This window comes from Nitrincola nitratireducens (assembly GCF_000585235.1).
Taxonomy (GTDB): Bacteria; Pseudomonadota; Gammaproteobacteria; order Pseudomonadales; family Balneatricaceae; genus Nitrincola; species Nitrincola alkalisediminis.
This window is the reverse complement of sequence record NZ_AONB01000004.1, coordinates 40,277-65,820: the sequence shown is the minus strand read 5'-3', so window position 1 is coordinate 65,820 and position 25,544 is coordinate 40,277. Positions and strand designations below refer to the sequence as shown.

23 protein-coding genes are annotated in these 25,544 nt (G+C 47.2%); 5 read left to right on the top strand and 18 right to left on the bottom strand.

Going from position 1 to position 25,544, the window contains the following annotated elements:
• Positions 1 to 14 precede the first annotated feature (14 nt).
• Together D791_RS05570 and D791_RS05565 are read left to right on the top strand one after the other, a co-directional pair.
• Positions 15 to 1,196, top strand: coding sequence for a ribosomal protein uL16 3-hydroxylase (locus D791_RS05570; RefSeq protein WP_036508891.1), 1,182 nt, complete (start codon positions 15 to 17; stop codon positions 1,194 to 1,196).
• Between the two features lie 530 nt (positions 1,197 to 1,726).
• The gene (locus tag D791_RS05565) at positions 1,727 to 3,322 is read left to right on the top strand and encodes an isocitrate lyase (protein WP_036508888.1); all 1,596 of its coding nucleotides are present in this window, start codon (positions 1,727 to 1,729) and stop codon (positions 3,320 to 3,322) included.
• A 79-nt stretch (positions 3,323 to 3,401) separates the two neighbouring features.
• Here the strand turns inward: D791_RS05565 and D791_RS05560 are convergent, their stop codons facing one another.
• From D791_RS05560 to D791_RS05540, 5 genes are all read right to left on the bottom strand, one after another.
• A complete protein-coding gene (locus D791_RS05560) occupies positions 3,402 to 5,561 on the bottom strand; it encodes an FAD-dependent oxidoreductase (protein WP_036508885.1) in 2,160 nt (719 codons plus the stop codon).
• A gap of 89 nt (positions 5,562 to 5,650) precedes the next feature.
• Positions 5,651 to 6,565, bottom strand: coding sequence for a metallophosphoesterase family protein (locus tag D791_RS05555; RefSeq protein ID WP_036508882.1), 915 nt, complete (start codon positions 6,563 to 6,565; stop codon positions 5,651 to 5,653).
• Positions 6,549 to 7,955: an SLC5/6 family protein gene (locus D791_RS05550; protein ID WP_202806821.1), complete on the bottom strand. Its 1,407-nt coding sequence runs from the start codon at positions 7,953 to 7,955 to the stop codon at positions 6,549 to 6,551. The genes D791_RS05555 and D791_RS05550 overlap by 17 nt, the downstream gene beginning before the upstream one ends.
• A 70-nt stretch (positions 7,956 to 8,025) precedes the next feature.
• Positions 8,026 to 8,247: a zf-HC2 domain-containing protein gene (locus D791_RS05545; RefSeq protein WP_051514277.1), complete on the bottom strand. Its 222-nt coding sequence runs from the start codon at positions 8,245 to 8,247 to the stop codon at positions 8,026 to 8,028.
• Positions 8,247 to 8,819 carry a sigma-70 family RNA polymerase sigma factor gene (locus D791_RS05540; protein ID WP_036508879.1) on the bottom strand — a complete coding sequence of 191 codons (573 nt, stop codon included), beginning with the start codon at positions 8,817 to 8,819 and terminating at the stop codon, positions 8,247 to 8,249. Before D791_RS05540 ends, D791_RS05545 begins: the two co-directional genes overlap by 1 nt.
• Before the next feature lie 205 nt (positions 8,820 to 9,024).
• On the opposite strand from D791_RS05540, the gene ovoA reads away from it, so the two are divergent.
• Positions 9,025 to 11,142, top strand: coding sequence for a 5-histidylcysteine sulfoxide synthase (ovoA, locus tag D791_RS05535; protein WP_036508877.1), 2,118 nt, complete (start codon positions 9,025 to 9,027; stop codon positions 11,140 to 11,142).
• Positions 11,143 to 11,294: 152 nt separating this feature from the next.
• Here the strand turns inward: ovoA and yddG are convergent, their stop codons facing one another.
• From yddG to D791_RS05495, 8 genes are all read right to left on the bottom strand, one after another.
• Positions 11,295 to 12,161: an aromatic amino acid exporter YddG gene (yddG, locus tag D791_RS05530; RefSeq protein WP_036508873.1), complete on the bottom strand. Its 867-nt coding sequence runs from the start codon at positions 12,159 to 12,161 to the stop codon at positions 11,295 to 11,297.
• Positions 12,162 to 12,226: 65 nt separating this feature from the next.
• Positions 12,227 to 12,967 carry an AraC family transcriptional regulator gene (locus D791_RS05525; RefSeq protein WP_036508871.1) on the bottom strand — a complete coding sequence of 247 codons (741 nt, stop codon included), beginning with the start codon at positions 12,965 to 12,967 and terminating at the stop codon, positions 12,227 to 12,229.
• A 62-nt stretch (positions 12,968 to 13,029) separates the two neighbouring features.
• Positions 13,030 to 13,311, bottom strand: coding sequence for a peptidylprolyl isomerase PpiC (ppiC, locus tag D791_RS05520; protein ID WP_036508868.1), 282 nt, complete (start codon positions 13,309 to 13,311; stop codon positions 13,030 to 13,032).
• A gap of 142 nt (positions 13,312 to 13,453) precedes the next feature.
• Positions 13,454 to 14,482 carry a 4-hydroxy-2-oxovalerate aldolase gene (gene dmpG / locus D791_RS05515; RefSeq protein ID WP_036508865.1) on the bottom strand — a complete coding sequence of 343 codons (1,029 nt, stop codon included), beginning with the start codon at positions 14,480 to 14,482 and terminating at the stop codon, positions 13,454 to 13,456.
• Between the two features lie 12 nt (positions 14,483 to 14,494).
• Entirely contained in the window at positions 14,495 to 15,430 is a 936-nt protein-coding gene (locus tag D791_RS05510) for an acetaldehyde dehydrogenase (acetylating) (RefSeq protein WP_036508854.1), read from the bottom strand.
• 42 nt (positions 15,431 to 15,472) lie between these two features.
• A complete protein-coding gene (gene mhpD / locus D791_RS05505) occupies positions 15,473 to 16,252 on the bottom strand; it encodes a 2-keto-4-pentenoate hydratase (protein WP_036508852.1) in 780 nt (259 codons plus the stop codon).
• Complete coding sequence (locus tag D791_RS05500; protein WP_036508851.1) at positions 16,249 to 17,199, bottom strand: 3-carboxyethylcatechol 2,3-dioxygenase; 951 nt, start codon at positions 17,197 to 17,199, stop codon at positions 16,249 to 16,251. The genes mhpD and D791_RS05500 overlap by 4 nt, the downstream gene beginning before the upstream one ends.
• Positions 17,200 to 18,867: a bifunctional 3-(3-hydroxy-phenyl)propionate/3-hydroxycinnamic acid hydroxylase gene (locus D791_RS05495; RefSeq protein WP_081763748.1), complete on the bottom strand. Its 1,668-nt coding sequence runs from the start codon at positions 18,865 to 18,867 to the stop codon at positions 17,200 to 17,202.
• Between the two features lie 348 nt (positions 18,868 to 19,215).
• Between D791_RS05495 and D791_RS20310 the strand changes: the two genes are divergently transcribed.
• Complete coding sequence (locus D791_RS20310; protein WP_202806820.1) at positions 19,216 to 19,440, top strand: helix-turn-helix domain-containing protein; 225 nt, start codon at positions 19,216 to 19,218, stop codon at positions 19,438 to 19,440.
• Positions 19,404 to 19,853 carry an IclR family transcriptional regulator domain-containing protein gene (locus D791_RS20305; RefSeq protein WP_202806819.1) on the top strand — a complete coding sequence of 150 codons (450 nt, stop codon included), beginning with the start codon at positions 19,404 to 19,406 and terminating at the stop codon, positions 19,851 to 19,853. Before D791_RS20310 ends, D791_RS20305 begins: the two co-directional genes overlap by 37 nt.
• A 188-nt stretch (positions 19,854 to 20,041) precedes the next feature.
• Here D791_RS20305 and D791_RS05485 read toward each other — a convergent pair whose 3' ends face one another.
• The 5 genes from D791_RS05485 to D791_RS05465 form a co-directional block, all read right to left on the bottom strand.
• Positions 20,042 to 20,899, bottom strand: a complete 858-nt coding sequence (locus D791_RS05485; RefSeq protein WP_036508845.1) for an alpha/beta fold hydrolase — start codon at positions 20,897 to 20,899, stop codon at positions 20,042 to 20,044.
• 98 nt (positions 20,900 to 20,997) lie between these two features.
• Positions 20,998 to 22,290: a TRAP transporter large permease gene (locus tag D791_RS05480; protein WP_036508842.1), complete on the bottom strand. Its 1,293-nt coding sequence runs from the start codon at positions 22,288 to 22,290 to the stop codon at positions 20,998 to 21,000.
• Positions 22,291 to 22,315: 25 nt separating this feature from the next.
• Positions 22,316 to 22,807, bottom strand: a complete 492-nt coding sequence (locus tag D791_RS05475; RefSeq protein WP_036508840.1) for a TRAP transporter small permease — start codon at positions 22,805 to 22,807, stop codon at positions 22,316 to 22,318.
• A 78-nt stretch (positions 22,808 to 22,885) separates the two neighbouring features.
• Positions 22,886 to 24,013, bottom strand: coding sequence for a C4-dicarboxylate TRAP transporter substrate-binding protein (locus D791_RS05470; RefSeq protein WP_081763747.1), 1,128 nt, complete (start codon positions 24,011 to 24,013; stop codon positions 22,886 to 22,888).
• Positions 24,014 to 24,313: 300 nt separating this feature from the next.
• Entirely contained in the window at positions 24,314 to 25,531 is a 1,218-nt protein-coding gene (locus tag D791_RS05465) for an MFS transporter (RefSeq protein ID WP_051514275.1), read from the bottom strand.
• Positions 25,532 to 25,544: the final 13 nt, after the last annotated feature.

Here is a 25,544-nt window from a genome sequence, read left to right as displayed (position 1 = left end):
AGGACGTTACTCATATGATACCCAACTCCCCGCTCGGCAATATGAGCGCAGAAGAATTTTTGCGCGATTACTGGCAGAAGAAACCCTTAGTGATCCGCAATGCCTTAGCAGAGATGCCACCTCCCATTGAGCCTGACGAGTTAGCGGGCTTGGCATGTGAAGAGGATGTAGAATCCAGACTCATCAGCTTTAATCCGTCAGCGGATCAATGGTCTATGCGTCATGGCCCCTTCAATGACGACGATTTTGCACAACTCCCTGCCTCCGGTTGGACACTCCTCGTACAAGGCGTTGATCATTGGTCTCCTGAGGCGAATGCGCTCTTACGTCGCTTTTCATTTGTGCCCAATTGGCGTGTCGATGACCTAATGATCAGCTATGCCACAGATGGCGGCGGTGTTGGGCCTCACTATGACAATTACGACGTGTTTCTGATACAAGTGAAAGGCAAGCGTCGCTGGGAAATTGGTGGGCTATTTGATGAGCATTCACCTCGTCGTGAAGATGCGCCAGTTATGATTCTTCCTGAATGGGAAGCGCACGAAAGCTATGTATTGGAACCCGGTGATATTCTCTACTTACCGCCAAGAGTCGGTCACAATGGAATCGCAATCGGTGATGACTGCATGACCTGCTCGGTTGGTTTCAGAGCACCGGCTCATCACGAAATCTTACGCAGCTTTACGGATTATATTGGCGAGCGTCTGGGTCATGATGCCCGTTACAGCGATCCAGATCTTACCTTGCAAACCGAACCGGGTGAAATCAGCCATGAAGCTCTTAACAAAGTGCGTGCAACCCTACTAGAAAGTCTAGACCAGCCTGATCTCCTCGCGAAATGGTTCGGTGAGTGGATTACTGAGCCTAAGTATCCTCTTTATGCGGATACAGATGCTGAACCCTTTTCCCTGGATGACATTCGCGCATTTTTAGAAGAAGGTGGCGTCTTAACGCAAAACGAAGGAAGTCGGTATTCATTCATAGAATCAGAGACCGTGACGCATTTGTTTGTCGATGGCAAACACTACACTCTCGATACACCTGACAGTCGACGTTTAGCCAAACGTCTTTGCCATCCAGAGCCCTTACTAGACGATGACGTCAATGCTGCAGATGCACAATCAGTAACACTCTTGTCTGACTTGATCCTCGCCAATTCGCTTTACAGTCAAGATGACCTTGACGCATCAGAATAAACATTCCTAACAAATATATTCATACATATCTTTTTTGTTCACTGTTGTCGCCATTGAAGTCAGCAGTGAACCCTCTCCCCTAGAGTTAACACCTACGACCAAAGGATCACAACTTTGGTATAAAAAGCTTTAAAATCAGTCATTTTGCTTAATTTACCCTGAGTTTGTAGTCGCTTTTATTAAGATCTTTTTGAAATAAAAAAATTACTTTTAATAACTTATTTTTTTGTAAATGACTGTTTATTTAAAAACTCTCTTCAATAGAATCATTTCCCTGATCTTCGACTTGAGCCCTGAATTTACTCACTTTTTACACCAAAACACTCTCCGTAGAGTTGTAGTTTTTTTACATTTTAGCGTGCAAAGCGCTTGTAGTCATACTACAGCCATGCTGCTATGCACAAAATTAGCTTTGACAGTCAAGGCCGAGCAACGCATTATTGATTTCAACGGAGCCGAGAGGAACGACTCTCTCGCGCAGATGTAAAGATTCCATGTTCCTCAACCGATAATTTTGAGAAGGAAAACCCATGTCTAGCATCAATAAAGATATAGATTCTATTGCTACCTTGGCTAAAGAGTTTGGTCCTGCTTACGAAGGTATCAACCCAGAATACGCAGCTCGCATGCGTGCCCAAAACCGCTTCAAAACCGGTCTAGACATTGCTCAGTACACCGCTGACATAATGCGTCGTGATATGGCTGAGTATGATGCAGATAGCTCAGCGTACACGCAATCTCTGGGTTGCTGGCATGGTTTTATCGGTCAACAAAAACTGATCGCAATCAAAAAGCATTTCGGCACCACAAACAAGCGCTACCTCTACCTGTCTGGCTGGATGATTGCTGCTCTTCGTTCTGAGTTTGGTCCATTACCTGACCAATCCATGCACGAGAAAACCTCAGTACCTGCGTTGATCGAAGAGCTTTACACGTTCCTTCGTCAAGCAGATGCTCGTGAAATGGGTGGCTTATTCCGTCAATTGGATGCCGCTCGTGCCGCGGGTAATGCAGCTGAAGAGAAAGCGATTCAAGACAAAATCGACAATTTCCAAACGCATGTTGTGCCCATCATCGCTGACATCGATGCTGGTTTCGGTAACGAAGAAGCCACGTACCTGTTGGCTAAGAAAATGATCGAAGCGGGTGCTTGTGCGATTCAGATCGAGAACCAAGTATCAGACGAGAAACAATGCGGACACCAAGACGGTAAAGTAACCGTTCCACATGCTGATTTCTTAGCGAAGATCCGTGCTGTTCGTTACGCCTTCTTAGAGCTTGGCATTGACAATGGTATCATCGTTGCGCGTACTGACTCCTTAGGAGCTGGCTTAACCAAGCAAATCGCAGTCACAAACGAGCCTGGCGACCTAGGTGATAAGTACAACAGCTTCTTAGATGGTGACTACATCAACAGCGCTGAAGACATTGCCAATGGTGATGTGGTTGTTAAAGCCAACGGCAAGCTGCTCAAGCCTAAGCGTCTAGCGTCTGGTTTGTTCCAGTTCAAGCCTGGCTCAGGTGTTGATCGTGTGGTTCTTGACTGTGTGACTTCTTTGCAAAACGGTGCAGATCTACTTTGGATCGAAACTGAGAAGCCTCACGTTGGTCAGATCAAAGAAATGGTTGATCGCATTCGTGAAGAAGTGCCAAATGCGAAGCTGGTTTACAACAACAGCCCATCTTTCAACTGGACGCTGAACTTCCGTCAGCAAGTGTTTGATGCGATGGCAGCTGAAGGCAAAGATGTTTCCAGTTACGACCGCGCCAACCTAATGAGCGTTGAGTACGATGAAACTGAATTGGCGATCGAAGCTGACAACCGCATCCGTACGTTCCAAGCAGACGCAGCTCGTGAAGCAGGCATCTTCCATCACCTGATCACGCTGCCTACATACCACACAGCTGCGCTGTCAACTGACAACCTAGCGAAAGAGTACTTCGGTGCCGCTGGCATGTTAGGATACGTTGCAGGCGTTCAACGTAAAGAGATCCGTCAAGGTATCGCATGCGTTAAACACCAAAACATGGCTGGATCTGACATGGGTGACGATCACAAAGAGTACTTCTCTGGTGATGCTGCACTGAAAGCGTCTGGTAAAGACAACACGATGAACCAGTTCTAATACGACCTCAATAACCCCTTACTAAGTAAGGGGTTATCAAAATGCGTTTGAGGCTACTCAAGTGTCTCAAACGCCTCTCTTAGTTAAGCCTCCACTGATGAAATTTTTGCAGCCAACCTAACACCGTCTTGGGTGCATGGGCTTTTTTCCAATTGCCTGCCGCAAATTTGTTCGCTTCGGTCATGGTTGGATAAATATGAATCGTCCCCAGTAATTTATTCATTCCCAGTCCATGTTTCATGGCGAGTACAAACTCGGCAATCAAATCACCAGAATGAGGACCCACTAACGTCACACCTAAGATTTTATCTTTCCCTTGCTGTGTTAAGACTTTCACAAAGCCATAGGCCTGACCATCGGCGATGGCACGATCCAAATCATCGATACCATAGGTCGTGACTTCATAATCGATGCCCTGCTCTTTAGCCTCTTGTTCATTTAAACCGACTCGGGCCACTTCAGGATCGGTGAATGTCGCCCATGGAAGAAAACGATAGTCCACTGCAAACTTTTTAAAATCACCGAACAACGCATTCACTGTGGCATGCCATGCCTGATGTGAAGCAGCATGGGTAAATTGATAAGGACCTATCAAGTCACCACAGGCAAAAATATTGGGGTAAAGCGTCTGCAAATACTTGTTTGTATCGAGACTATCGGGTGTTTTAGCCTCTTCGGGTAACAGCCCCAATTCTTCAAGACCATATCCACTGAGTCTTGGTTTTCGGCCTACAGCGATCAGTACACGATCAAATTCAATAGAGACTTCTTCTCCAGTCACTTTCTGGGCAATCAGGTATTTTTTATCGCCAGCAACTTCAAACCGTAACGCTTGATGCTGCAAACGAAGATCCACACCTTCTTGACGAAAATGCTGCATCACCAACTGACTGGCGTCTTCATCTTCTCGTGACATCAGACGCGTACCACGCTCTACTTGCGTCACTTGAGAGCCCAAACGTTGAAAGGCTTGCGCTAATTCACAACCGATGGGGCCTCCACCCAGTATTAACAACCTTTTAGGTAGCTCACGTAACTGCCACAGGCTATCAGATGTTAGATAGTCAACTTGATCTAATCCTTGAAGATCGGGTACGAAGGGTTCAGCACCCGTCGCCAGAATAATGCTGCGGGTAGTGACGCGCTGCACTTCGCCTGTATTTAGGGTAATCTCAACTTCCCAAGGCGAAATGAGTTTCGCACTACCCTGGCGCACATCGACACCTAATCCGGTAAAGCGCTCTACCGAATCATGAGGTTCGATCTCAGCGATCACCGCATGAATACGATCCATCACGGCAGCAAAATCGACCTCCGGTTGTTGGCTTTTTAAACCATAGTGATCAGCGTGACGCATTTCATGCGCAAGTTTCGCTGAACGAATCAGGGCTTTTGAGGGCACACACCCCGTATTCAGACAGTCACCACCCATTTGGTGCTTTTCAACCAGTACCACCTTCGCTTTCACGGCCGCCGCAATGTAAGCCGAGACCAAACCACCACTACCAGCACCGATCACCACTAAATTGGTATCGAAGTGCATCGGTTTTTTCCACTGACGTAACGCTTGACGACTTTTATAGATTTCTAGTGCTTTGCGGGCCAGCAACGGAAATACACCCAACAGCGCGAAGGCGCCCAAGAGTTGAATGGATAAAATATCACTCGGTGACTGAAGTTGTGCAAGCTGAGTACCGGCATTGACATAGACCGCCGTACCGACCAGCATCCCCACCTGACTCACCCACCAAAAGGTCCAGATGTTCATCCGTGTCAGACCCATCGCGAGATTGATCACAAAGAAAGGAAATGCCGGCACTAGGCGTAGTGCAAAAAGATAGAAGGCACCTTCCCGCTCAACACCGTCATCCAGCTTTTTCATGCTATGGCTAAATCGCTGTTTGACCCAATCGCGTAGAAAAAAACGCGACACCAGCATCGCCAGAGTTGCACCCAGCGTAGAGGCAAATGAAACCAATAACAGTCCCCAGCCTAAGCCGAAGATCGCACCACCAGCGAGTGTCATAATCGCAGCTCCCGGAAGGGACAGGGCAGTCACACCGACGTAAACCAAGAGGTAAACCAAACTCACCATGAGCGGTTGAGCGTCTCTCATCGCCATCAGGTTAGCCTGCTGCTGTTTGAGGTTGTCAAAGGTTAACGCATCTAGCCAACCAAGCTGCCAAACCACTAACACGGCTAAGACTAACCCAGCCAGTAATACGACTTTCTTATTCATTGATCACACCTTAAGTAATATTCTGTTTTAACTCAGTCGTAAGCATCACGGTGGTTCTTACACTCTCTATGACTTAAACGCTGATCAAATCATCTAAGTCTTTTACTTCCCTGTTCAATTCTGTCCCAATAGGAGGTCCAGGCATCAGAGCCTTCAGGCCACAAGGAGAGAAACAGTGTTGTCCAAGCATCCTGATCGTAGAATAGCGGTAGGGCTTCATACACCAATCCCTGATAGGTCGTCGAATATAGCGGTTTACGGTGTCCCGCCGTCTGGGCTATTCGCGTAATGATGCCATAGCAGCCATCATTAAAATTTGGCATTCCGGCTGCACCGTTATTAATCACCACGCCTGACTGAAATTGACGACAGACCGCTTGGCAAGTATGAGAAGACGCAAACGCATCAACGTTAGCCTTGACTAACCAGCGCTGAATGAGTGCTTGTTGTTCAGGCAGATCGATGCTGCCTGCCTCAAAACCCCATCCTGCGAGGGATGTTGCGTCTCCATGCACGACAGCCACGCGTCGTCCGGCAACCTCAACAACGGCATAATTCGGCAAATTTCTTAACCAACCTAAAAGATGACTATCGTTTGGTAGAATTGACTGTAATCGTTTATGAATCCGATTCGATCGGTCGACGATTGCTTGATCAACTGCTTCAGGGTACGCACAGCCGCAGCCAACATTCGCTGACACAGTCCTAGCCAGTTCTTTTTCGACATTACCCGCTATAGCAGAATACTTGGCCACTCGATTATTGATACTACTGAAGAGTTCAGTTTTGGCATCAAACCAATGGAAATCACCGTTAAAGATCAGCTTTGCATGAGGTTCATCAGACACCATCGCTTCCAAACAATCGAGCGCATAAGGGTTGCCATAAAGACCGCCAGCGACATACAGAACCTGTGTTGAGAGACAAGGTTCAGTTGCAGCGATAAGGCTAGGAGAATAACGGTAATCAATTGGACAGCTACGCCCTTCACGCTCTGCGCTCATTTACACTCCCCTTACGTTTAGGTTCCAGTCCTAAGGCAAAACTAAACAGACCCACGATCAAAATAAAGAAGGTAATCACCAAAAGCTTGCTATAGCTGTGGCTCAAACCCGTGATGTCACCTAAGAGATTGGTGTGGCCAGAGGTTTCCAAAAAATAGAGCACAGAGCCTAATACCGCAAAGATAAAATTAACAGCAAAGCTCCAACGCGCCACGTCTCGTTTTAACCAAATATTAAAGATGATGACGGGTGTTAAAAACAGGGATGCCGTCCCACTGACAGCCACAGCCGCAAACAGATCATTGGTGCCAACGTAGACCAAAAACAGCCCACCCAACATAAACAATAGCATTGCCCAACGCCCAGTTGCAGGCGTCGCTTGTCCAATTTTCATTTCGACAACCGCTAAGCGTGAGGCACTGGATAACGTAGAATCCATGGTTGATGCCGCAGAGATAATCAGCGCCATACCAACTAACAGCATGACGGGCGTGCCAAACAATCGCTGCAAGGTACTCATAAGTTCCTCTTCACCCATGCGATGTAAACCGGCGAAAACACCCAATAAACCGAACAACAGGATAAACAAGATGGATATCCAAAAGGCATGAATAAAGCTTTTACGGGTGGTTTGGCGATCCGCCAGCAATCCGCGATCCATCATGACAGGATCATGTAGCGGATAACTGATTACCTGTAAAAGTGCAACAATGAGAAGTATCCAACCAGGATTCGTTAACTCTGGAGAACTGTTCAAGATCGCTGGCCACTCAAAAGCCTGATGCGTCAAAAGCAACACCATTAAGCCCGCCAAAATTACCAATAAAATCAGCATCTGCTGAACATCGGTTTTCAAGGACGCACTCAGCCCGCCGCGCATGGAGTAAACAAGCGTTAATCCAGCAACCAATAAGATCGAAACCTGCCAAGCTCCAGATCCCACCGCACCAAACACTATACCGACCACAAGTAAATTGGCAAAAACTTCTGATAGCAAGCGTAACGACACTAGTAGGTTGTAACAGTAGGAACCTAAGCGACCAAACTGCCTCGCAAAAAAGTCTTGAATACTCGTTTCACCATGATGAAACCTAAGGCGATCGATAATTAACCAACCCGTGAGAAAAGAGCCATAATAAACACCATAAGCCAAAGTGCCAGCAATCCCGAATAGGTAACCGAGAATGGCCGCGTTCAATAAAGAACGTGCAAAAATCCACGTCGTCACTTGTGACAAGGTCAGCGTCCAAAGACTCGGCACACTTCCCTGTTCTTTACCGCTAAAAAAGCCTTCTGCTGTTTTGACCGCTGGCGCCGTCATCAAGGTGAAAGCAGTGACTACTAGTAATGCAGCCACCATTACATAAATCTGCATAGACGAAACTAACATCGATATATCCTCTTATCCTATTTGAAGGATATGTCGTTTAAGTCACCAGTTTTCTTACAAAGTTTGAACTTTATTTTTTCGATGCATCTGAATCAGGCTCAAGATGATCCTCTTCAATCCTTTTTTGATGCCAACCTTGCCCCGCTTGATGAATGAGTTCGAGCTGTTGATCACAACGGTGACAGCTTTTACACATCATCAAATGAAACCTAAGGCTCAACTTCTCGCCTAAAGGCAGAGGACGGTCTAAACGAGCAGACATAAGATGCGTGGCTTTATGACAGGTCAACATTATGTGCCCTCTCCGACTAACCAACCCTTTTCAAGGCATTGGCGAAGCTTCATTCGAGCTCGGTACAGAATCACCGAGCAGTTGTTTTCTGTAATGTTCAGGATGGAGCATATTTCTTCAATATCGACATCCATGAGTTCACGTAACGAGAAAACACGTGCAGGCACATCGGGCAAATGAATCATGCAGGCATCGAAGACACGCCAAAAGTGACTGCTGGCAAGAACCGCTTCTGGATCGCCCCAGTCTTGGGGTCGATGCTCATCTTGCCAGCGCTCATTTTCACGAAACTGTTTATCCAGTTCATCTTGCCATGAGGTATCCGTATCAACCAACCAGCGTGAACGCACCTTTTGGGCACGAAACAGATCCAGTAGTTTGTACTTAAGAATTCCGAATACCCATGTTTCATATTGACTAAGTCCTTTAAACTCATCCTGTTTAGTTGTCGCCACCAACAATGCTTCCTGCACCACGTCTTCTGCCTCATCATGACAACGCAACTGTAAACGTGCAAACGCTAGTAATCGTGGCCTCAAGGCTGTTAGGCGCTTTTCATAATCAGGTATCATTAAGACTTTCCAATCAATTTTTATGTAAAAGTACACTTGTCCATAAGATTAAACAATTACAGGTTAAAGTCTATTAAGAAAGGGGACACAGGTGATGTTGATCTACTCACAAAAGAGACCTATAGATCAAGCAGGGTTTCAATGAAACCATCTCACCCTTCACTGCGTAATGGAAACATAAACTCTCAATCAAGGGACTTCTCGCATGCTGACCAGACCTCATAAAACACCGATTATCAACGCTGGTGACCCTATCCTTAAGCGACAAGAGATCAAAACCTACTTTAATGATACCTTCGAGCTGTATGAGTCCTTATTTTCAGTCTTAGCATCCGATCAGACGTTCTATTTACGTCCCGAACCCTTGCGTCATCCTTTGATTTTTTACTTTGGCCACACCGCTACGTTTTTCGTAAACAAGCTTCGCGTAAGCCAAATCATCAGCAATCGCTTGAACCCAAAGCTAGAGTCCATGCTTGCCATCGGTGTGGATGAAATGTCTTGGGATGATCTGAATGACGCCCATTATGATTGGCCTAGTGTTGAAGAAGTGAAACGCTATCGCGATCAAGTCAAAGTCCTCGTCAACCAACTTATTGATGAATTGCCTCTAGCATTGCCGATTCAGTGGGAAGACCCTTTCTGGATTATTTTAATGGGGATCGAACACGAACGTATTCATCTTGAAACTTCATCTGTATTAATTCGACAGCTACCCATTCATCAAGTCAGACCGTCTAATCAGTGGCCGATTTGTCCAGACCAAACCCGCACGCCCCCTAGCAACAATCTCCTTCCCGTGAACCAAGGTCTTGTGATTCAAGGCCGCCATAAAAACCAATCGAACACCTACGGGTGGGATAATGAATTTGGCCATTTAGAGACAGAGGTTCAAGCCTTTCAGGCCAGCCAGTACTTGGTCAGTAATGCCGAATACCTTCAGTTTGTCCGTGACGGAGGGTATGAGGTACAAGAATGGTGGACAGATGAAGGTTGGCAGTGGGTGAGCTATAAAAGGCCTAAACACCCCATTTTCTGGGTGCCTCAAAGCGATGGCAGCTTTAAATATCGGGCTATGCTAGAGGAAATTGAAATGCCCTGGAGCTGGCCAGTTGATGTTAATCATTTAGAAGCCAAAGCCTTTTGCCAATGGCTGTCCACCAAGCAAGGAAAACCCCTTAGGCTGCCCACCGAAGCAGAATGGTATCGACTCTATGACCTTAACCTTCAACAGGATCATGTTGAGTGGGAAAAGGCACCCGGCAATGTCAATTTAGAAGCGTTTGCATCTTCATGTCCGGTGAATCAATTTCAACAGGGCAATTTTTACGATATTGTCGGCAATGTATGGCAATGGACCGAGACGCCCATTGATGCGTTTAACGGTTTTGAAGTCCATCCTAGCTATGATGACTTTTCAGTTCCGACCTTTGATGGTAAACATAATCTAATCAAAGGGGGAAGCTGGATTTCAACCGGAAATGAATCCATCCGTGACAGTCGCTATGCCTTTCGACGTCACTTTTTTCAACACGCGGGCTTTCGATATGTGGAGTCTGCCCTAATGCCGAATAACCATATGAACACCTACGAGACCGACGCGCTTATTTCAATGTATCTAGAATTTCACTACGGTGCAGAATATTTTGGTGTTCCAAACTACCCCAAAGCCTGTGTTGAGCAGGTACAGCAACTCACTCAACGCAATCACTTTAAACATGTTTTGGATATTGGCTGCGCAACCGGTCGCAGCAGTTTCGAGCTGGCCAATATCTCAGACAAAGTCGATGCCTTAGACTTTTCAGCACGATTTATCCGCAATGCTCAGTTGCTCGCAGAGAAGGGTCAGATTCGCTATCAAATACCCACTGAGGGAGAATTAACTGAACTCAAAGACATCCATCTTGCGCACTTGGGACTTGAGCAACAGGCTTACAAAGTGACCTTTTCCCAAGGAGATGCCTGCAATCTGAAAGCCATGTATACCGGCTACGATCTGGTATTTGCTGGAAATTTGATTGATCGACTGTACGAGCCTGCGAAGTTTTTAAACGACATCAAACCCCGCATCCTTGCAGGTGGTTATCTTGTACTCACCTCGCCCTACACTTGGCTAGCCGAATTTACGGATAAAAACCAGTGGTTAGGCGGCTTTAAAGACGCTGGCGAGAACCTCACAACGCTCGAAGGTCTGAAACAGCATTTAGCGCCAGAGTTTGAATTGATCGGCACTCAAGATATTCCGTTTGTGATTCGTGAAACAGCGCGCAAGCACCAGCATACGGTTGCCGAAATGTCGGTCTGGAAAAAAGTGACGCGATAACTTGCACTTTCCTATTATGCGCTATACTTAAAGCAGAGATATGTACGATCTCAGACCGCAAGCACCCATTCTAGGAATGTGGTCGCACAGGTCAAAGGCCAGTCACCAAAAGGCACATTTGCTGAGGTCGCTGGCCTTTTTTACATTCTGACTTATGCCCATTTTCTTCCCGCGATGAAGGATCCACCGACAATCGCGAGACTCGCATACAGGATTGCCGAGCTTGGTTCCGCCTCTCCGGCCATCAGCAGCAAGACAACCGAAATTAAGGGAGCGCTATACGCCAACGTGCCAAGAAGCTGGATATTGCCATGCTTAACACCGTAATCCCAGGTAAAGAAAGCAATCCCAACAGGGCCAAGCCCTAAACCGACCACTCCAACCCACTGTACAAGCGTTTGCGGCCAGACGGTCTGCTCCCATATTAGATGGCAAATCAACGCCAATACTGAGGTCACCGCACAAAACCAACCCACTGCATCCGTGGGAACAGACTTCACCAAACGGCTTAACACAGAGTAACTAGACCAAATCAACGCACACAATAGAGCCAATAGATATCCCTGTACATACTGTGACTGAAAGCCACTTGCATTCTGACCCACCAATATCCAGCATCCAAATAAGGCCAGTATTGCCCCTGTCACATGGGGTTTTCGTATCTTTTCACCGGGCAACAAAGCGCTGAACAAGACAATCAACAATGGCCAAAGATAGGCCAATAAGCTCACTTCAACAGCGGGCGCCAATGTCATGGCTTTGAAGTAGACAAAATGGTAGCCAAATAAACCGGCCACCCCTAACCCCCATGCTGCGATAGGCTGACGGATAAACACAAAGCCCGATTGCTTACGCCAACACCATCGCGCAAGCATCAATAAAAATGCAATACCAAAAGTCATGGACATTAACTGAAACTCAGGAATCACGCCGCCCGTCATACGGGTGAGCAATGCCAAGGTCCCCCAGAGAAGAATTGAAACAGATCCTATTAAGGTTGCTGTATGCAAGGAAGCCATCTTGATCCTACTGTCGATTGAAAAACATGACTGTAACCAAAAGGCCTAGACGACGCTTTCGTGATTCAGCGTATCTCTTTGCTCAATCGGCGGAAATGACGGGGGGACCGACCCATGCATTGTCGGAAACGATCACTAAACGCAGCCAAATTTGAATAGCCCACGGATTCGGAGATACGTTGCACACTTAAATCCGTTGACTCCAGCAAGTCCCGAGCACGCTGCATTCGTTGTTCAATGAGGTAGTGCTGTGGAGAGCATCCTTCAGATTGAGTAAACACGTGGTTCAGTTGACGAACACTCAAATGGGCGACCCCAGCCAGTTGAGGCAGTGTAATACCTTGATCCAAATTGTGCGCGATATAGGCTTTAACAGCGGCCACGCGTTGATCCACCTGTACTTGAACACCCGCCTTTTCCTGCAGCAACTGTATCAACAAGCCTAGCATTTGCTTTTGTAGATCCGGCGTATTTTGTTGAGCCTGAACCTGAGCAGACAAGAAGCCGACATAGCGCGTCAGTGCTTCATCCAAATCGATAAACGCTGGAAATGACTCCAAACGCGGAGCCAAGGATGATGGTACATCGGCCACCAGAAACATATTTCGATCTGATGCAAAAAATCCGTGAGAAGCCCCTGCCGCAATAATCGCCGCTTTCGAAGCTGTCACATCCCCCTCGGCGTGCTCGATGCTTAAAGACAAGCGCCCCGCAACGGGCAACACCAATTGATGATAATCGTGCTGATGGCTCGCCACTTCATTCGAATAGGATCGTAGGTCGAGGGACGAAAACTCGATGCTCACACCAATAACGCCTCAGGCACGCAATCAACCAATCTGCAGCAAATAGAGTACAAATACATTTCCTACTTGTTCCGGTAGAGAATTTTGATTAAATGAAAACCAAACTGAGTTTTTACAGGCCCATGGACTTTGTACAGAGACTTGGTAAACACCACTTGATCGAAGGCTTTCACCATCTGACCTCTACGAAACTCACCTAAATCGCCACCTCGCTTTCCAGATGGGCAGATAGAATGTTTCTTAGCCAATAAGGCAAAATCGGCACCTTTTGCCAGTTTTTCCTTTAATTTCACTGCCTCTTCTTCCGTTTTAACTAAAATATGGACCGCACTTGCTGTTGCCATGATTGCACCTATAAAATTTTTAATCATTCTATAGGCTGAGACTTTTTAATCAAAGCGTTGAAATTCTGGTTTGCTGTTTACTGACGTGATGTCGAAGCGACTGAGCGTCGCTTCGTTTAAACCTAGCGGTTATTTCAACTCATTAAGCGGATTGGGCCTTGAGAAGATCCAATGCAACATCCACGATCATATCTTCTTGACCACCCACCATACGCCGCTTACCCAGTTCAACCAGAATATCCACGGTTTTAAGACCATACTTTTCAGCCACGATCTCAGAGTGACGTAAAAAACTGGAATAAACACCGGCATAGCCCAATGCCAAGGTTTCACGATCCACACGTACGGGGCGATCTTGAAGGGGACGTACAATATCATCCGCTGCATCCATCAGTGTGTACAAATCTGTTCCATGGTCCCATCCCTGACGTTCCGCAGCCGCAATAAACACCTCAAGTGGTGCATTTCCGGCTCCCGCTCCCATGCCTGCAAGACTTGCATCGATTCGATCACAGCCCTCTTCGACCGCCACCATTGAGTTTGCCACACCCAATGAAAGATTGTGATGCGCGTGAATCCCCGTCAAGGTACTGGCGTTCAGCACATCTTTCAACGCACGGAAACGATCTCGAATATCGCCCATAGCCATCGCACCGCCCGAATCCACCACATAGATACAGGTGGCTCCATAGCTTTCCATCAGTTTGGCTTGTTCGGCTAAGCCTTGCGGGGTCGTCATATGGCTCATCATTAAAAAGCCAACGGTATCCATACCCAGTTTACGTGCATGCTCTATATGCTGGCGTGAAACATCGGCCTCCGTGCAGTGCGTCGCCACACGGACAATACGAGCACCCGCTGCGTAGGCAGCCTCCAAATCATGAACCGTCCCTATGCCTGGTAATAACAGCGTGGCGATCTGAGCATGCTCAACCACTTCAGACACGGCTTCAATCCACTCCAGGTCGGTATGAGCGCCAAAGCCATAGTTAAAACTAGAACCTTGAAGTCCATCACCATGCGCCACTTCAATGCTGTCAACACGGGCTTTGTCCAACGCTCGCGCAATCATTTGCACCTGTTGAATCGTATATTGATGACGCACCGCATGGCTCCCATCACGCAGCGTTACGTCGGAGATGTAGAGTTTTTTTCCTGGGTTAAAGCTCATAGTCAAATCTCCTTAAACCGTCAATGATGATTGAGCCATGCGCTCTGCCGTCGATAGAGCGGCTGAGGTCATGATGTCGAGATTACCCGCATACGCTGGCAAATAGTGAGCTGCGCCCTCAACTTCTAAAAAGATGGATGTTTTTAAACCACTAAAGCGGCCTAAACCCGGAATATTGACCGGCTGTTCGGGAGGAATACGATCGAACTGTACACGCTGCTTTAACCGATACCCTGGCACATAGCTCTGGACGGCTTTTTCCATGTCTAACACGGAGGCTTCAACCTCAGCCATATCCGCCGCCTCAGACAAGACCATTACGGTGTCTCGCATCATTAGAGGTGGCTCTGCGGGATTCAGAATGATGATGGCTTTCCCTTTCTCCGCACCACCGACGACTTCAATCGCTTTTGAGGTGGTTTCGGTAAATTCATCAATGTTCGCGCGCGTACCCGGGCCGGCTGACTTACTTGAAATAGAGGCGATGATTTCGGCGTAATGAACCTTTGCAACACGAGACACAGCTGCCACCATTGGAATCGTGGCTTGCCCGCCACAGGTCACCATGTTGACATTGGTATCCTCTAAGTGACGATCCAGGTTCACCACTGGGATACAATATGGTCCGATTGCAGCCGGTGTCAGATCGATAATACGCAAGTTCGGCTTCAAGCCTCTTAAAAACACTTCATTTTTCAAGTGCGCGCCAGCTGACGTTGCATCGAAGATAACATCGATTTCTGAAAAAACAGGTAAGCGTGCGAGTCCCTCAACCCCCTCATGTGTGGTTGCCACGCCCATGCGCGACGCACGTGCCAAGCCATCTGAGTTAGGATCAATCCCAACCATGGCTCCCATCTCAATATACTTACCATTGCGCAGAATTTTTATCATCAAATCAGTGCCAATATTGCCTGAACCTATAATGGCCGCTTTAAATTTTTTCATGGAGATATCCTAGTAAAGGGTGATGGCAGAACATATAAAGGCTTAAGAAAAGCGTACAGACACAGAGCCTAGGCCCTCGATATCCGCTGCAAAGCGATCATTGGGCTCTACCTTGACCATCGGGCCTAATGCACCGGTTAAAATAATGTCGCCTGCACGCAACGGCGTACCCAAACGACTGAGCGTTTGAGCCAACCAGACGGCGGCATTCAACGGATGCCCTAAGCATTCAGCCCCTTTACCGCTCGACACCAACTCACCATTACGCGTCATATTCATTTTGGCATTCAGTAAATCCAATCCCTCTAAGCGGCGAGCAGGGCCTCCCAGCACAAAGCAACCACTTGATGCATTGTCAGCAACGGTATCAACAAACTGAATATTCCAGGCATCAATACGGCTTCCTACGATTTCCAAGGCTGGCAGCACCCAACCGATGGCTCGGATCAAATCCGCCAGAGTGGTATCAGCCTCGGGTAAATCCTGATCAAGAATCAGCGCAATTTCGGCCTCAATCTTAGGTTGCATCACTCGATTAAACGGAATTATGGCGTTATCGGAATAACTCATATCGGCAAATAGAGTCCCAAAATCAGGTTGATTCACACCTAGCTGCTGTTGCACCAATGGATTGGTCAAGCCGACTTTACGCCCCACGACACGGCGCCCTTGAAGACACGCATGTTCAACATTAATTTGTTGAATGCGATAGGCCAACTCAGCATCGACATCACCCAATTGATCTCGTATGGGGGCAATAGGCTGTCCACTCAGTTCGGCATTGCGCAGATCTAATGCGAGTGTTTCCAACAAAGTATTCATAGTGTTTCTTCCGTGTAGGCGGTTAACGAACCAAAACCCGCTATCCATTCTGGAATGGGACGGTAGTAGCGATCCGTTGTATTGAAATGTCCCATTACCGATAGAGCGGCAAAGGCACTAACCCAAGCTTTTACCTCATGGGTTGATTTTCCGGCGATTGCCGATAGCTCGTCATTCTTCATGGCATCTAGCTCAGCCATTCGCCCTTCCGATAACAGCGTCATAAACGACTGATCCCACTCAGGATGTAAAGGGTGAAGCGTGCTTTGGTCTTCCACAAACCGACGAGCCGCTGCGATGACCCGTTGAGTGCGTGCTTCGCGTTCATCGTCTGGCAAGTAACGACCAGACCCTTTCATACGATCAACCATATGCGCATTCGCCGTCGCCAATTCTGGTACGGGAGGTTGATGCGATAAGCCACCCGAGCCTAAGATCAGGACTTTTTTATCCAGTGTTTTTAGGTAGCGCCCCACCGCTTCACCCAACAATCGGGCACGTTGAAAGCTTGGCAAGGGAACTGCAACCGAATTGATAAAAATGGGAATCACAGGTTTACAATCCAACCCTCCGACCAGCTCATCAAGTGGCTGAGCAAAACCATGGTCTAACTGCATGCGGTAGGAAACCGCCACATCAACACCTGAATCCAAAACCGATGCCGCTAGGTTTTCTGCCAAGGCTTGAGGTACATTGAGATCGCCAGCTAAGGTGCCAAAATCACCAATTGCGTAAGCCTCCGTTCCAATACAGAAAGACGGCATCAGATCGTAAAAAAAGCCGTTGTAATGATCCGGCGCAAAGAGCACAACGAGATCTGGATCGAAGGCCTTTACCGCCTTTCTCGCATTTGCAATAACCCCATTCACTTCATCCAGGATTTCAGGTGACGGGTCAACAAACCCCACCAGCGGCGAGTGGGACATGCAGTGCAGCATTGTCTTCATTCACGCCACCTTCCCTATAGGTTCAACGCTAGCGCGATGCGACACAGCCTTAGCCGCAAGGGCTTGTGATAGGCGTGAGCAGGTCTGCTCGAGGGTCTGCGGAAGAGTGAGTCCTGCGACAAATCGATCTGGACGGACAACCACCACTGAAGCGGGGTATTGACCAAACCAGTCTTTTAATCGCCCTTGTTCATCCCCAACTCGAATAACGTCATCAGACAAGGTCGTGGGTGCTAACATCTGCACAGATGGCACAACCTGAATAAACGCTGTCCCTAAATGCTTCCAAAATGCGATCTGTTCTTGACTTAATCCCCAGGTTGGATCGGTCCCCCAAGCAATGATGGCAAATTTCGCACCAATGACATCATCTAATAAGCAAACATCACCCGATTCAGTTCGGATCTTGGGCTGAATAAATAAACGGCCCACGGGATTATGGGTAAGCTTCATATCAGGCTTCACCAATACACCCTTTTCATACTGGGGCATGGGCTTAAAGCGCATTTCCAAGAAGTAACGTTTAATGGGCGGTAAATAATTCAATAACCACGCCACACCATCACGGAGTTTCCCCATCCAAGGCTTTGGTGGTGCTAACACATGCCCTGCCATCACAGACAGATCAATCATTGCCCGCGCATGATCCCGGCGCTCCTGCTGATAGGTGTCCAACAATGCCTCACCCGCCAGTCCCTTAACCACCATTCCAACTTTCCAGGCAAGATTGCTGGCATCGCGCATTCCACTGTTATACCCCTGCCCCTGCCACACTGGCATAATATGTGCCGCATCACCTGCCAACAGAATCTTGCCACGGCGAAACTCAGCGGCTAGTCGTGCATTATGCGTATAGACACGCTGGCGAATCAGTTCAACTTTTTCGGGGTTCGGCAACACCTTGGCCAGTAATTTACGCATATTGTCAGGCTGAGATAGGCTTTCTTCGGTTTCACCCGGCATCACCATAAACTCAAAACGACGAACCCCCTGTGGCAAAGCAGCCGACACGTAAGGACGCACGGGATCGCAACACATATAGATGTTCGGTGTGCCCAGAGGATCATTCTTGATATCCACCACGATCCACTGGTTAGGGGCTGTTTTACCGTCGAACGCAATATTAAGCGTCCTACGAACCATGCTATTGCCACCATCGGCTGCAATCAAATAGCGGCAACGAACACGCTCTTCCGTACCCTCCGCAGTGCGCATATAGAGATTGACCCCTTCAGAATCCTGATCAAACTGATACATATCCCGTGAGAATAATGTATTAACCTGATCAAAGCGCTTCAGTCCCTCCAACAAAACCTTATCAATCTGCGGTTGAATAAATGCATTACGCCGAGACCAACCAAACTCATCGGTCTTGGGTTCTATGGATGCAAAGCAATGCCCTTTGGGGGTTAAGAATCGCATCCAGTGGTAGGGAGTCGTATGCGGCAAAACCTTGTCGATCAGGCCGACAGACTGCAAGGTGCGCAGCGCCTCATCGTCTATGCCAATTGCACGCGGATAATCAATTAGCGTATCCAACTTTTCGATGACCAATACCCGTATTCCGACCTGGCCTAAATAATTTGCAATCGTCAGACCCACAGGTCCTGCACCCAACACGACCACATCTGCCGAATAATCAAGGGAAGTTGATACTGTCTGTGACATAACTGTACTCATTGTGTTGTACCGTTTGTTTTATTATGGTTTAGCAACGTCGCTCTATTCCTCTTCAAACGATATGAATATTGAATAGAACAAAAAACTGCATTTAAGACAAAATAATATGAAGAATGGAGTTTCTTCATGATTTTTATTGGGCCATCAATTTACATCGATCTTTATATAACCTATCGATTGATCTTTATTTAAATAAAGAAGAATTCAATATTCTGTTATATTTTTTAGCCTGCTCATTTATTCATCGATTATAAAAAGCTATGCTTAATAGCATCAACCAAAAAGGCCTTTCTTGTGCACTAAGTGCACACTCGTTGCCGACAAAAGGACATTTCCATGAGCCGAGAACCCGTCTCTAAAGAAACTGAATACAAAACCGTTCGTGGTCTCACGCGAGGACTGCTCTTGTTGAACACGCTTAATCGGCTGGATGGTGGGGCGAGTATCTCCGAGCTCGCCAAACTAACTGGCATACATCGCACCACCGTTCGACGCTTACTGGAAACACTGCAAGATGAAGCTACGTGCGCCGAAGCCTGTCAGATGATGGTTATCAATTGACAATACAAGTCCGTGAATTGAGTGAGGGGTTTCGTGATGAACAATGGATATCCGCCATTGCAGCGCCCTTGCTGGCCGATCTCTTGCCACAGGTCATTTGGCCAACCGATCTTTGCACCCTGGATGGTGATGCGATGGTTGTGCGTGAGACCACACATCGTTTTAGCCGCTTATCCTTTCATCGCTCGATGGTTGGGCGTCGTTTGCCCATTTTGTATACGGCGGCAGGTCGTACCTATCTTGCATTCTGCCCAGAAGCCGAACGCTTAGCCTTGCTGGATCTATTAGGCAGCCGTCAAGACGCTCAAGGCTTGTTAGCGCGTGACGAAGAATATATAGCTCAGTTAATCTATCGAACGCGTCAACGTGGGTACGGCAGCAATTACTCTGAATGGGAGGCTGAGCAAAAATAGCGGCTATCGCCCTGCCCATTTTTAAAAACCAAACGGTTATTGGCGTCTTAAATCTCGTCTACATTGCAAAAGCCATGTTACCCGAAGAAGCGGCCCGTAAATATTTAGCTAAAATGCGGGCCACGGTCGATAAAATAGAGCTCAGCCTTGACGATGAACACTAAGATAATATGTGTGTATCTGTCTTTTTAGTTTTCTAAAAAATTCAGAACCAAGAAATTAAAGCGTTCGGCATGCTCCCATTGCGCCCAGTGTCCACACTGATTAAACAGGTGCAATTCTGAGTTTGGAATATGTGCAAGCAATTTCAACCCGGTATCCATTGGCACAAACCGATCATTTCGCCCCCACAAAATCAACGTTTGCTGTGTAATTTTAGTCAACTCCGCTCCAAAGTCAGGAAACTGCTTAGGGTTCAACTCCAGGCTCTTAACAAAGTTCTCTAAATGCACCTTATTCGACAGCATGTTGTTTAAACGAAGCTGAAATAAATCTTCAGTCAAATCGGATGTATCGTAAACAAAGATATCCATCATGGCTTTTAGATTGTCGATCGTAGGTTCACGATACAACTGCTGAAGCCTTTTGATTCCTTCGGTTGGCATAGGCGCATAAGGACTCGCACCCCCTGTGCCTCCGCCCATTAAAATTAATTTTTCAACTCGCTCAGGATACATCAGTGTAAAAGCGGTTGCTGAATGCGCCCCCATAGAGTTTCCAATTAAACTGACCTTGTCTAGGTGTAAAGCATCGACAAGTCCTTTTAAGGCTCTTGCATTCAAATGTGAGCGTGATCCTTCACAAATAACCGGATCACTTTTACCCCAACCCGGGCTGTCCATCAACACCACTCGGTATCCTGCAGCAACCAGTGGCGCTATATTTTTACTAAAATTAGCCCAACTGGTCGCACCGGGACCTGAACCGTGTAGAGTCACAACAACCTTATCGCCTTGCCCAACCTCGTTATAGTGAATGCGCAGTGACAGATCGCCTTCCACAATATCTACAAAATGACTGCTGCTGGCTTCATCAAATGATTGCATTGTATTATTACCCTTAATCTGAGACTTAAACTAAAAAGTGTCCGTTTTATCTGGTATGTAAGAATGCAGAGCAATAGGATCCCCCTGCTATACTCACTTCACATAAATAAGAACACAGCACCCGGCACAAAAATCATAAACGCGACAATTAACAAATCCGCGATCAGAAAAATAGAAACGCCTTTAAAAATATCCACCAAGCTTGCGTACTGGGAAGCCACACCTTTAATTACGAAAATATTCATTCCGACAGGTGGTGTTACCATGCCTATTTCAAGCAATTTAACCAAGAACACGCCAAACCAAATAAGGCTAATGTCCATGCTCTGTAAAATAGGTAAAAAAATCGGGAGCGTGACTAGCATTGCACCAAAGGGTTCCATAAAGAGCCCTAGAAGCAAATAGATGATCACCATCATTAGCATGAGTTGTAAATAACTGGGCTCCCAACCCGTTAAAGCACTTAAAAGATATCCAGAAAGACCGCTCATGCTCAGAAAGACCGTAAACATGCTAGCCCCAACGCCAATTATTAATAACGAAGACGTGGTTGTCAGCGTATCGATCATTGAGTGTTTTAAAACAGACCAATCCAATTTACCAATTATGAGCGCAATAACCAAAGCACCTAAGGCTCCAACAGCCCCCGCCTCTGTTGCCGTAAAGACACCCGAAAACATTCCTCCAAAAATAATGATGCCCAATGCCACCACTGGCCATACTTCTTTCAGCGCTTGCGCAACCGTATAGCCCTCGCCTCCCTGGCATGTCCGAGGAACAATGTCAGGACGCAACCAACTCACCATTAAGATGGTGATGCAGTAACCTAAAGCCGTTAATAGACCGATGGTGATACCGCCTAAAAACACCTCTGTAATCGAGACCTGCGCAAACACCCCATAAATGATCATGAGAATGCTTGGAGGGATTAATGCGCCGATCGTTCCGCCAGCCGCAATCGTGCCACAGGCAAAGCTGGGTTTATAACCACTTTTTACCATTTCAGGGATGGCGATACGGCCCATAGAAGCCGCACATGCCACACTTGAACCTGAAACGGCTGCAAACCCAGAGCTTGCAAAAATACTTGAAATCGCTAAGCCACCCGGTAACCAACGAAAAACCACTTTAGCCGCATTAAACAGCCCCGCAGTCAAACCAGAGTGGTAGGCAACAAATCCCATTAACAAGAACATGGGAATGGCACTTAATGTCCAACGTGCCAGGAAATCATAAGGACGCGACGCTAACATTTGAATAGCCGTATCCCAACCCAGCATGGACGTTAGCCCTACTAAGGATACTGTAATCAATGAAATAGCAACGGGAACCCGCAGTCCCAGTAATATGAGCAAAGCGACGAGCCCATATACCCCTGTTTCTATACTCATTTACCGACCTCTACAAAACAAAGAATTAATATCGATTTTTCAACATTAAGGGGATGCGTGCTACACAAACGACCATGGCAACAAACAGGGCTGCAGGTACGAAAAAGTAAGCAGGCCAAATCGGAATCACCAGGTTCAACGACATAATGTATGACCCCAGATTATACTGCTCAACGGCCTGCACCCAGGTCGCAACGCCAAGTAGATAATAAATAACCGTCGATAAAAGGCTGGTTAATACACTCAGGATAAGGAACCCTATTTTCCCATATAATTGCGTGAAGGCTTCGACCGCTATCATATTTTTAGACCACTCCACCCAACCAAGCGGTAATAAGGCCAGTGCGACCATATAATATCGCGTAACAATACGCTCAGTTGCGGGTACAGAAATGTTGAATGTCGTTCTGAGTACGACATCCAGCGTAATGTGCAGCATCATTGCCACCACGGCAATAACGCCAATCACCATTAAACTGAAGGTTAATTTTTCAACCAGCTTTGCTAATAAAGACATACCCATGACCCTAGATACAAAGTGACGCAGTGCGATGCCACAGCTGATGGCATCACACTCCATTTAGAGACAATGACGCTACAGCCCGTATTGAGACAAATCTTGTGAATCCCATACTTCGCGTTGAATGGCGTCTTGCATTAAGATTGGATCATGCTCCAATGATTCTGCAATCGTCTCCCACTTTGCAACAAGCGCTTGAAAATGCTCAATTTTAGCTTTAGCTCCCGTGACCCCGAAGCGGGTTTCCGCTAAGGTCACAGCAGTGTCCACATCGGCAATGACAAAGTCTGCCGTTGCTTGAATAAAGGATTCTGCAGGTTCAAGCAGGTCGATGCTTTTTTGAGTTGCGATCTGCTTTGATTGCTCCGCCATTTCAACCCAGCGGCTCGTCGTGAGCATGCTGGTTGTATTGGAGGCTTTAATAATGGCAGAGCGATTATCCAGAGACATCGAGTTCCAAGTGTCACGGCGTACTGCATGATCGATTAAGGAATGAAACGTCCCCATTTCAATGAGCGTTGCATGCTTAATCACATCTTGGAGATTAAAGGAAATGAGATCGGATAAAGACGTCACTGTACCTTCAATAATCCCTTGTGACAGTGCTTCAAAGGCCTCACCTGTCGCCATGCTTACAGGAGTCGCTCCCATGGCCTCGACCCAACGCGCATGCTGAGGCGTTGCCACACGAATGCGCATTCCACGCAAGTCTGTTTCTGCCGCTACGGGTTTCGTTGTCAGTAAATTGTAGGGATTGGCATGTGAGCCGGTATACACGATTCCGAGTGCGTTGAGCTCTGCCTGGCAATCTGCGCAGGTCACAATATATTCAGTAATGGCAGCGGCCGTTGCGTGTGGAGTGCCCCCCATCAAGGATAAGTCACCCACTAGGTTAAAGTTGGGTAAATCAGCTGGGAAATAGGCTGGAAGAAAAAGTCCAACCTGTACCAGCCCACTGCTAATGGCGGTACGCATATTGGCTAAATTTACGACTTCCATTCCCACCAGCTGCCCTTTTAAACGCCCATCAGACATTTCAGGTAGCATTTTCTGGAATTCGGTATAGAGCGGATTATGAGCAGGTTGCATCGGCGGCAGCCCAGAGGCTAATCTCAGCTGCTGAGCGAGAGAGGTTTGTGAAAAAATAGCACCCATGAGTGTGGCGGCAAGCGCTACTCTCCTAAATGATTTACGCATAGTCATTTTATTATCCTATTGTTTTTTTGACATGCCGATTATTTTGATACCCGTATCCATTTTAGATAGCTTAGGTATACAGATACTAAAATTAGAGGCACATCATTGATGCTATGACCCATGCCTTGCACATTCAACTGAACCACCTTCCACCCAGTCCGGTGACACCCTCAATCGATGTTTAAGCCATGTGTCTTATGATTATTGTAATCGCACGCTTTTGTAAGTAACGGCGTAAGTCTAGGAAGAGGGAGTTAGGGGCGCAATCAAAAACTACCCTTCTGTGCACTAGGTGCACGATCAAAATCAGGCATCTCTAAAAGATAATTGTTGCATGCGCTTGGGGGTCATCGGCAAATGAACAGCCGCGGCAAGAAAAGCTAATAGTGCACTTGCGATCAGAGCAACGTCGTACGAACCATACCACTCAAATGTCAGGCCCGCCCACCAACTGCCAAAAAACGCGCCAATTTGATGACTAAACATCACGATACCGAACAGTGATCCCAAGTTCTTCGTCCCAAATAGATGCGCCACCGCGCCGCTGGTTAAAGGAACGGTCGATAACCACAACATGCCCATAATCCCCGAGAAAACATACAAAAGCTGATCGGTGATCGGTTGGGTTAACAGCATTAAAATTAAGCCGCCTCGTAGTGCGTAAATCGCAAACAACAGACCTGGCTTATGCCAACGATCACCCGCCCATCCAATTAAAATGACACCCACAATATTCATTAAACCAATTATGGCCAGGGAATCGGATGCGACGCTCGGCAATAAACCGCAATAAGCGACTAAGCCAGACATGTGCACAGTTATGAAGGCAATATGAAACCCACAAACAAAAAAACCAATACTGAGCAGTTGATACTCACGTGATCTCATTGCCTGCGCAATGGCCTGCCAATCAAATATTCGCAGTGGTGCATCATGGGCCTGCCGAACGGGACGCACACCATCACGCAATAAGCCGATCAACCCTAAGATCAACAGCGTGGTTGCGGCAAACACTAAAAAGGTGCTGACCCAGCCTTGTGAAGGTGCAAGATAGCCCAAAAGAATCGCATACAAAAACTGCCCTAACGAGCCGCCCGCGCTGGCAATACCCAAGGCCAAGGTTCGTTTATGTGCCGGAAAACGTTTACCGACGGCGGCGAGAACGATCGGGAAAGTCGTGGCTCCCGTCCCAATGCCAATCAACATAGCATTGCCGACAAAGAACATCGTACTACTGGCCGCTAAGGCGGCCACCACTAAGCCAGCGGCATACAGCAGTGCGCCAGCCAGTAGAATTTTAGCCGTGCCATAGCGCTCCGCTAACGCACCTGCAACGGGCGATACGGCGCCCCAAAGCAGATTCTGCATTGCAAAACTAAACGACAAGTCCGAAACAGAGATACCTAAATTGAGGCTAATGTCTGGCACCAACAGCCCTAAGGATAAGCGTACCCCCATGCTGTAAGCCAACACTAGCCCTCCCGCTAACACCACCCACCACGGATTCAAACCTGACTTTGTCACTGACACAACTCCC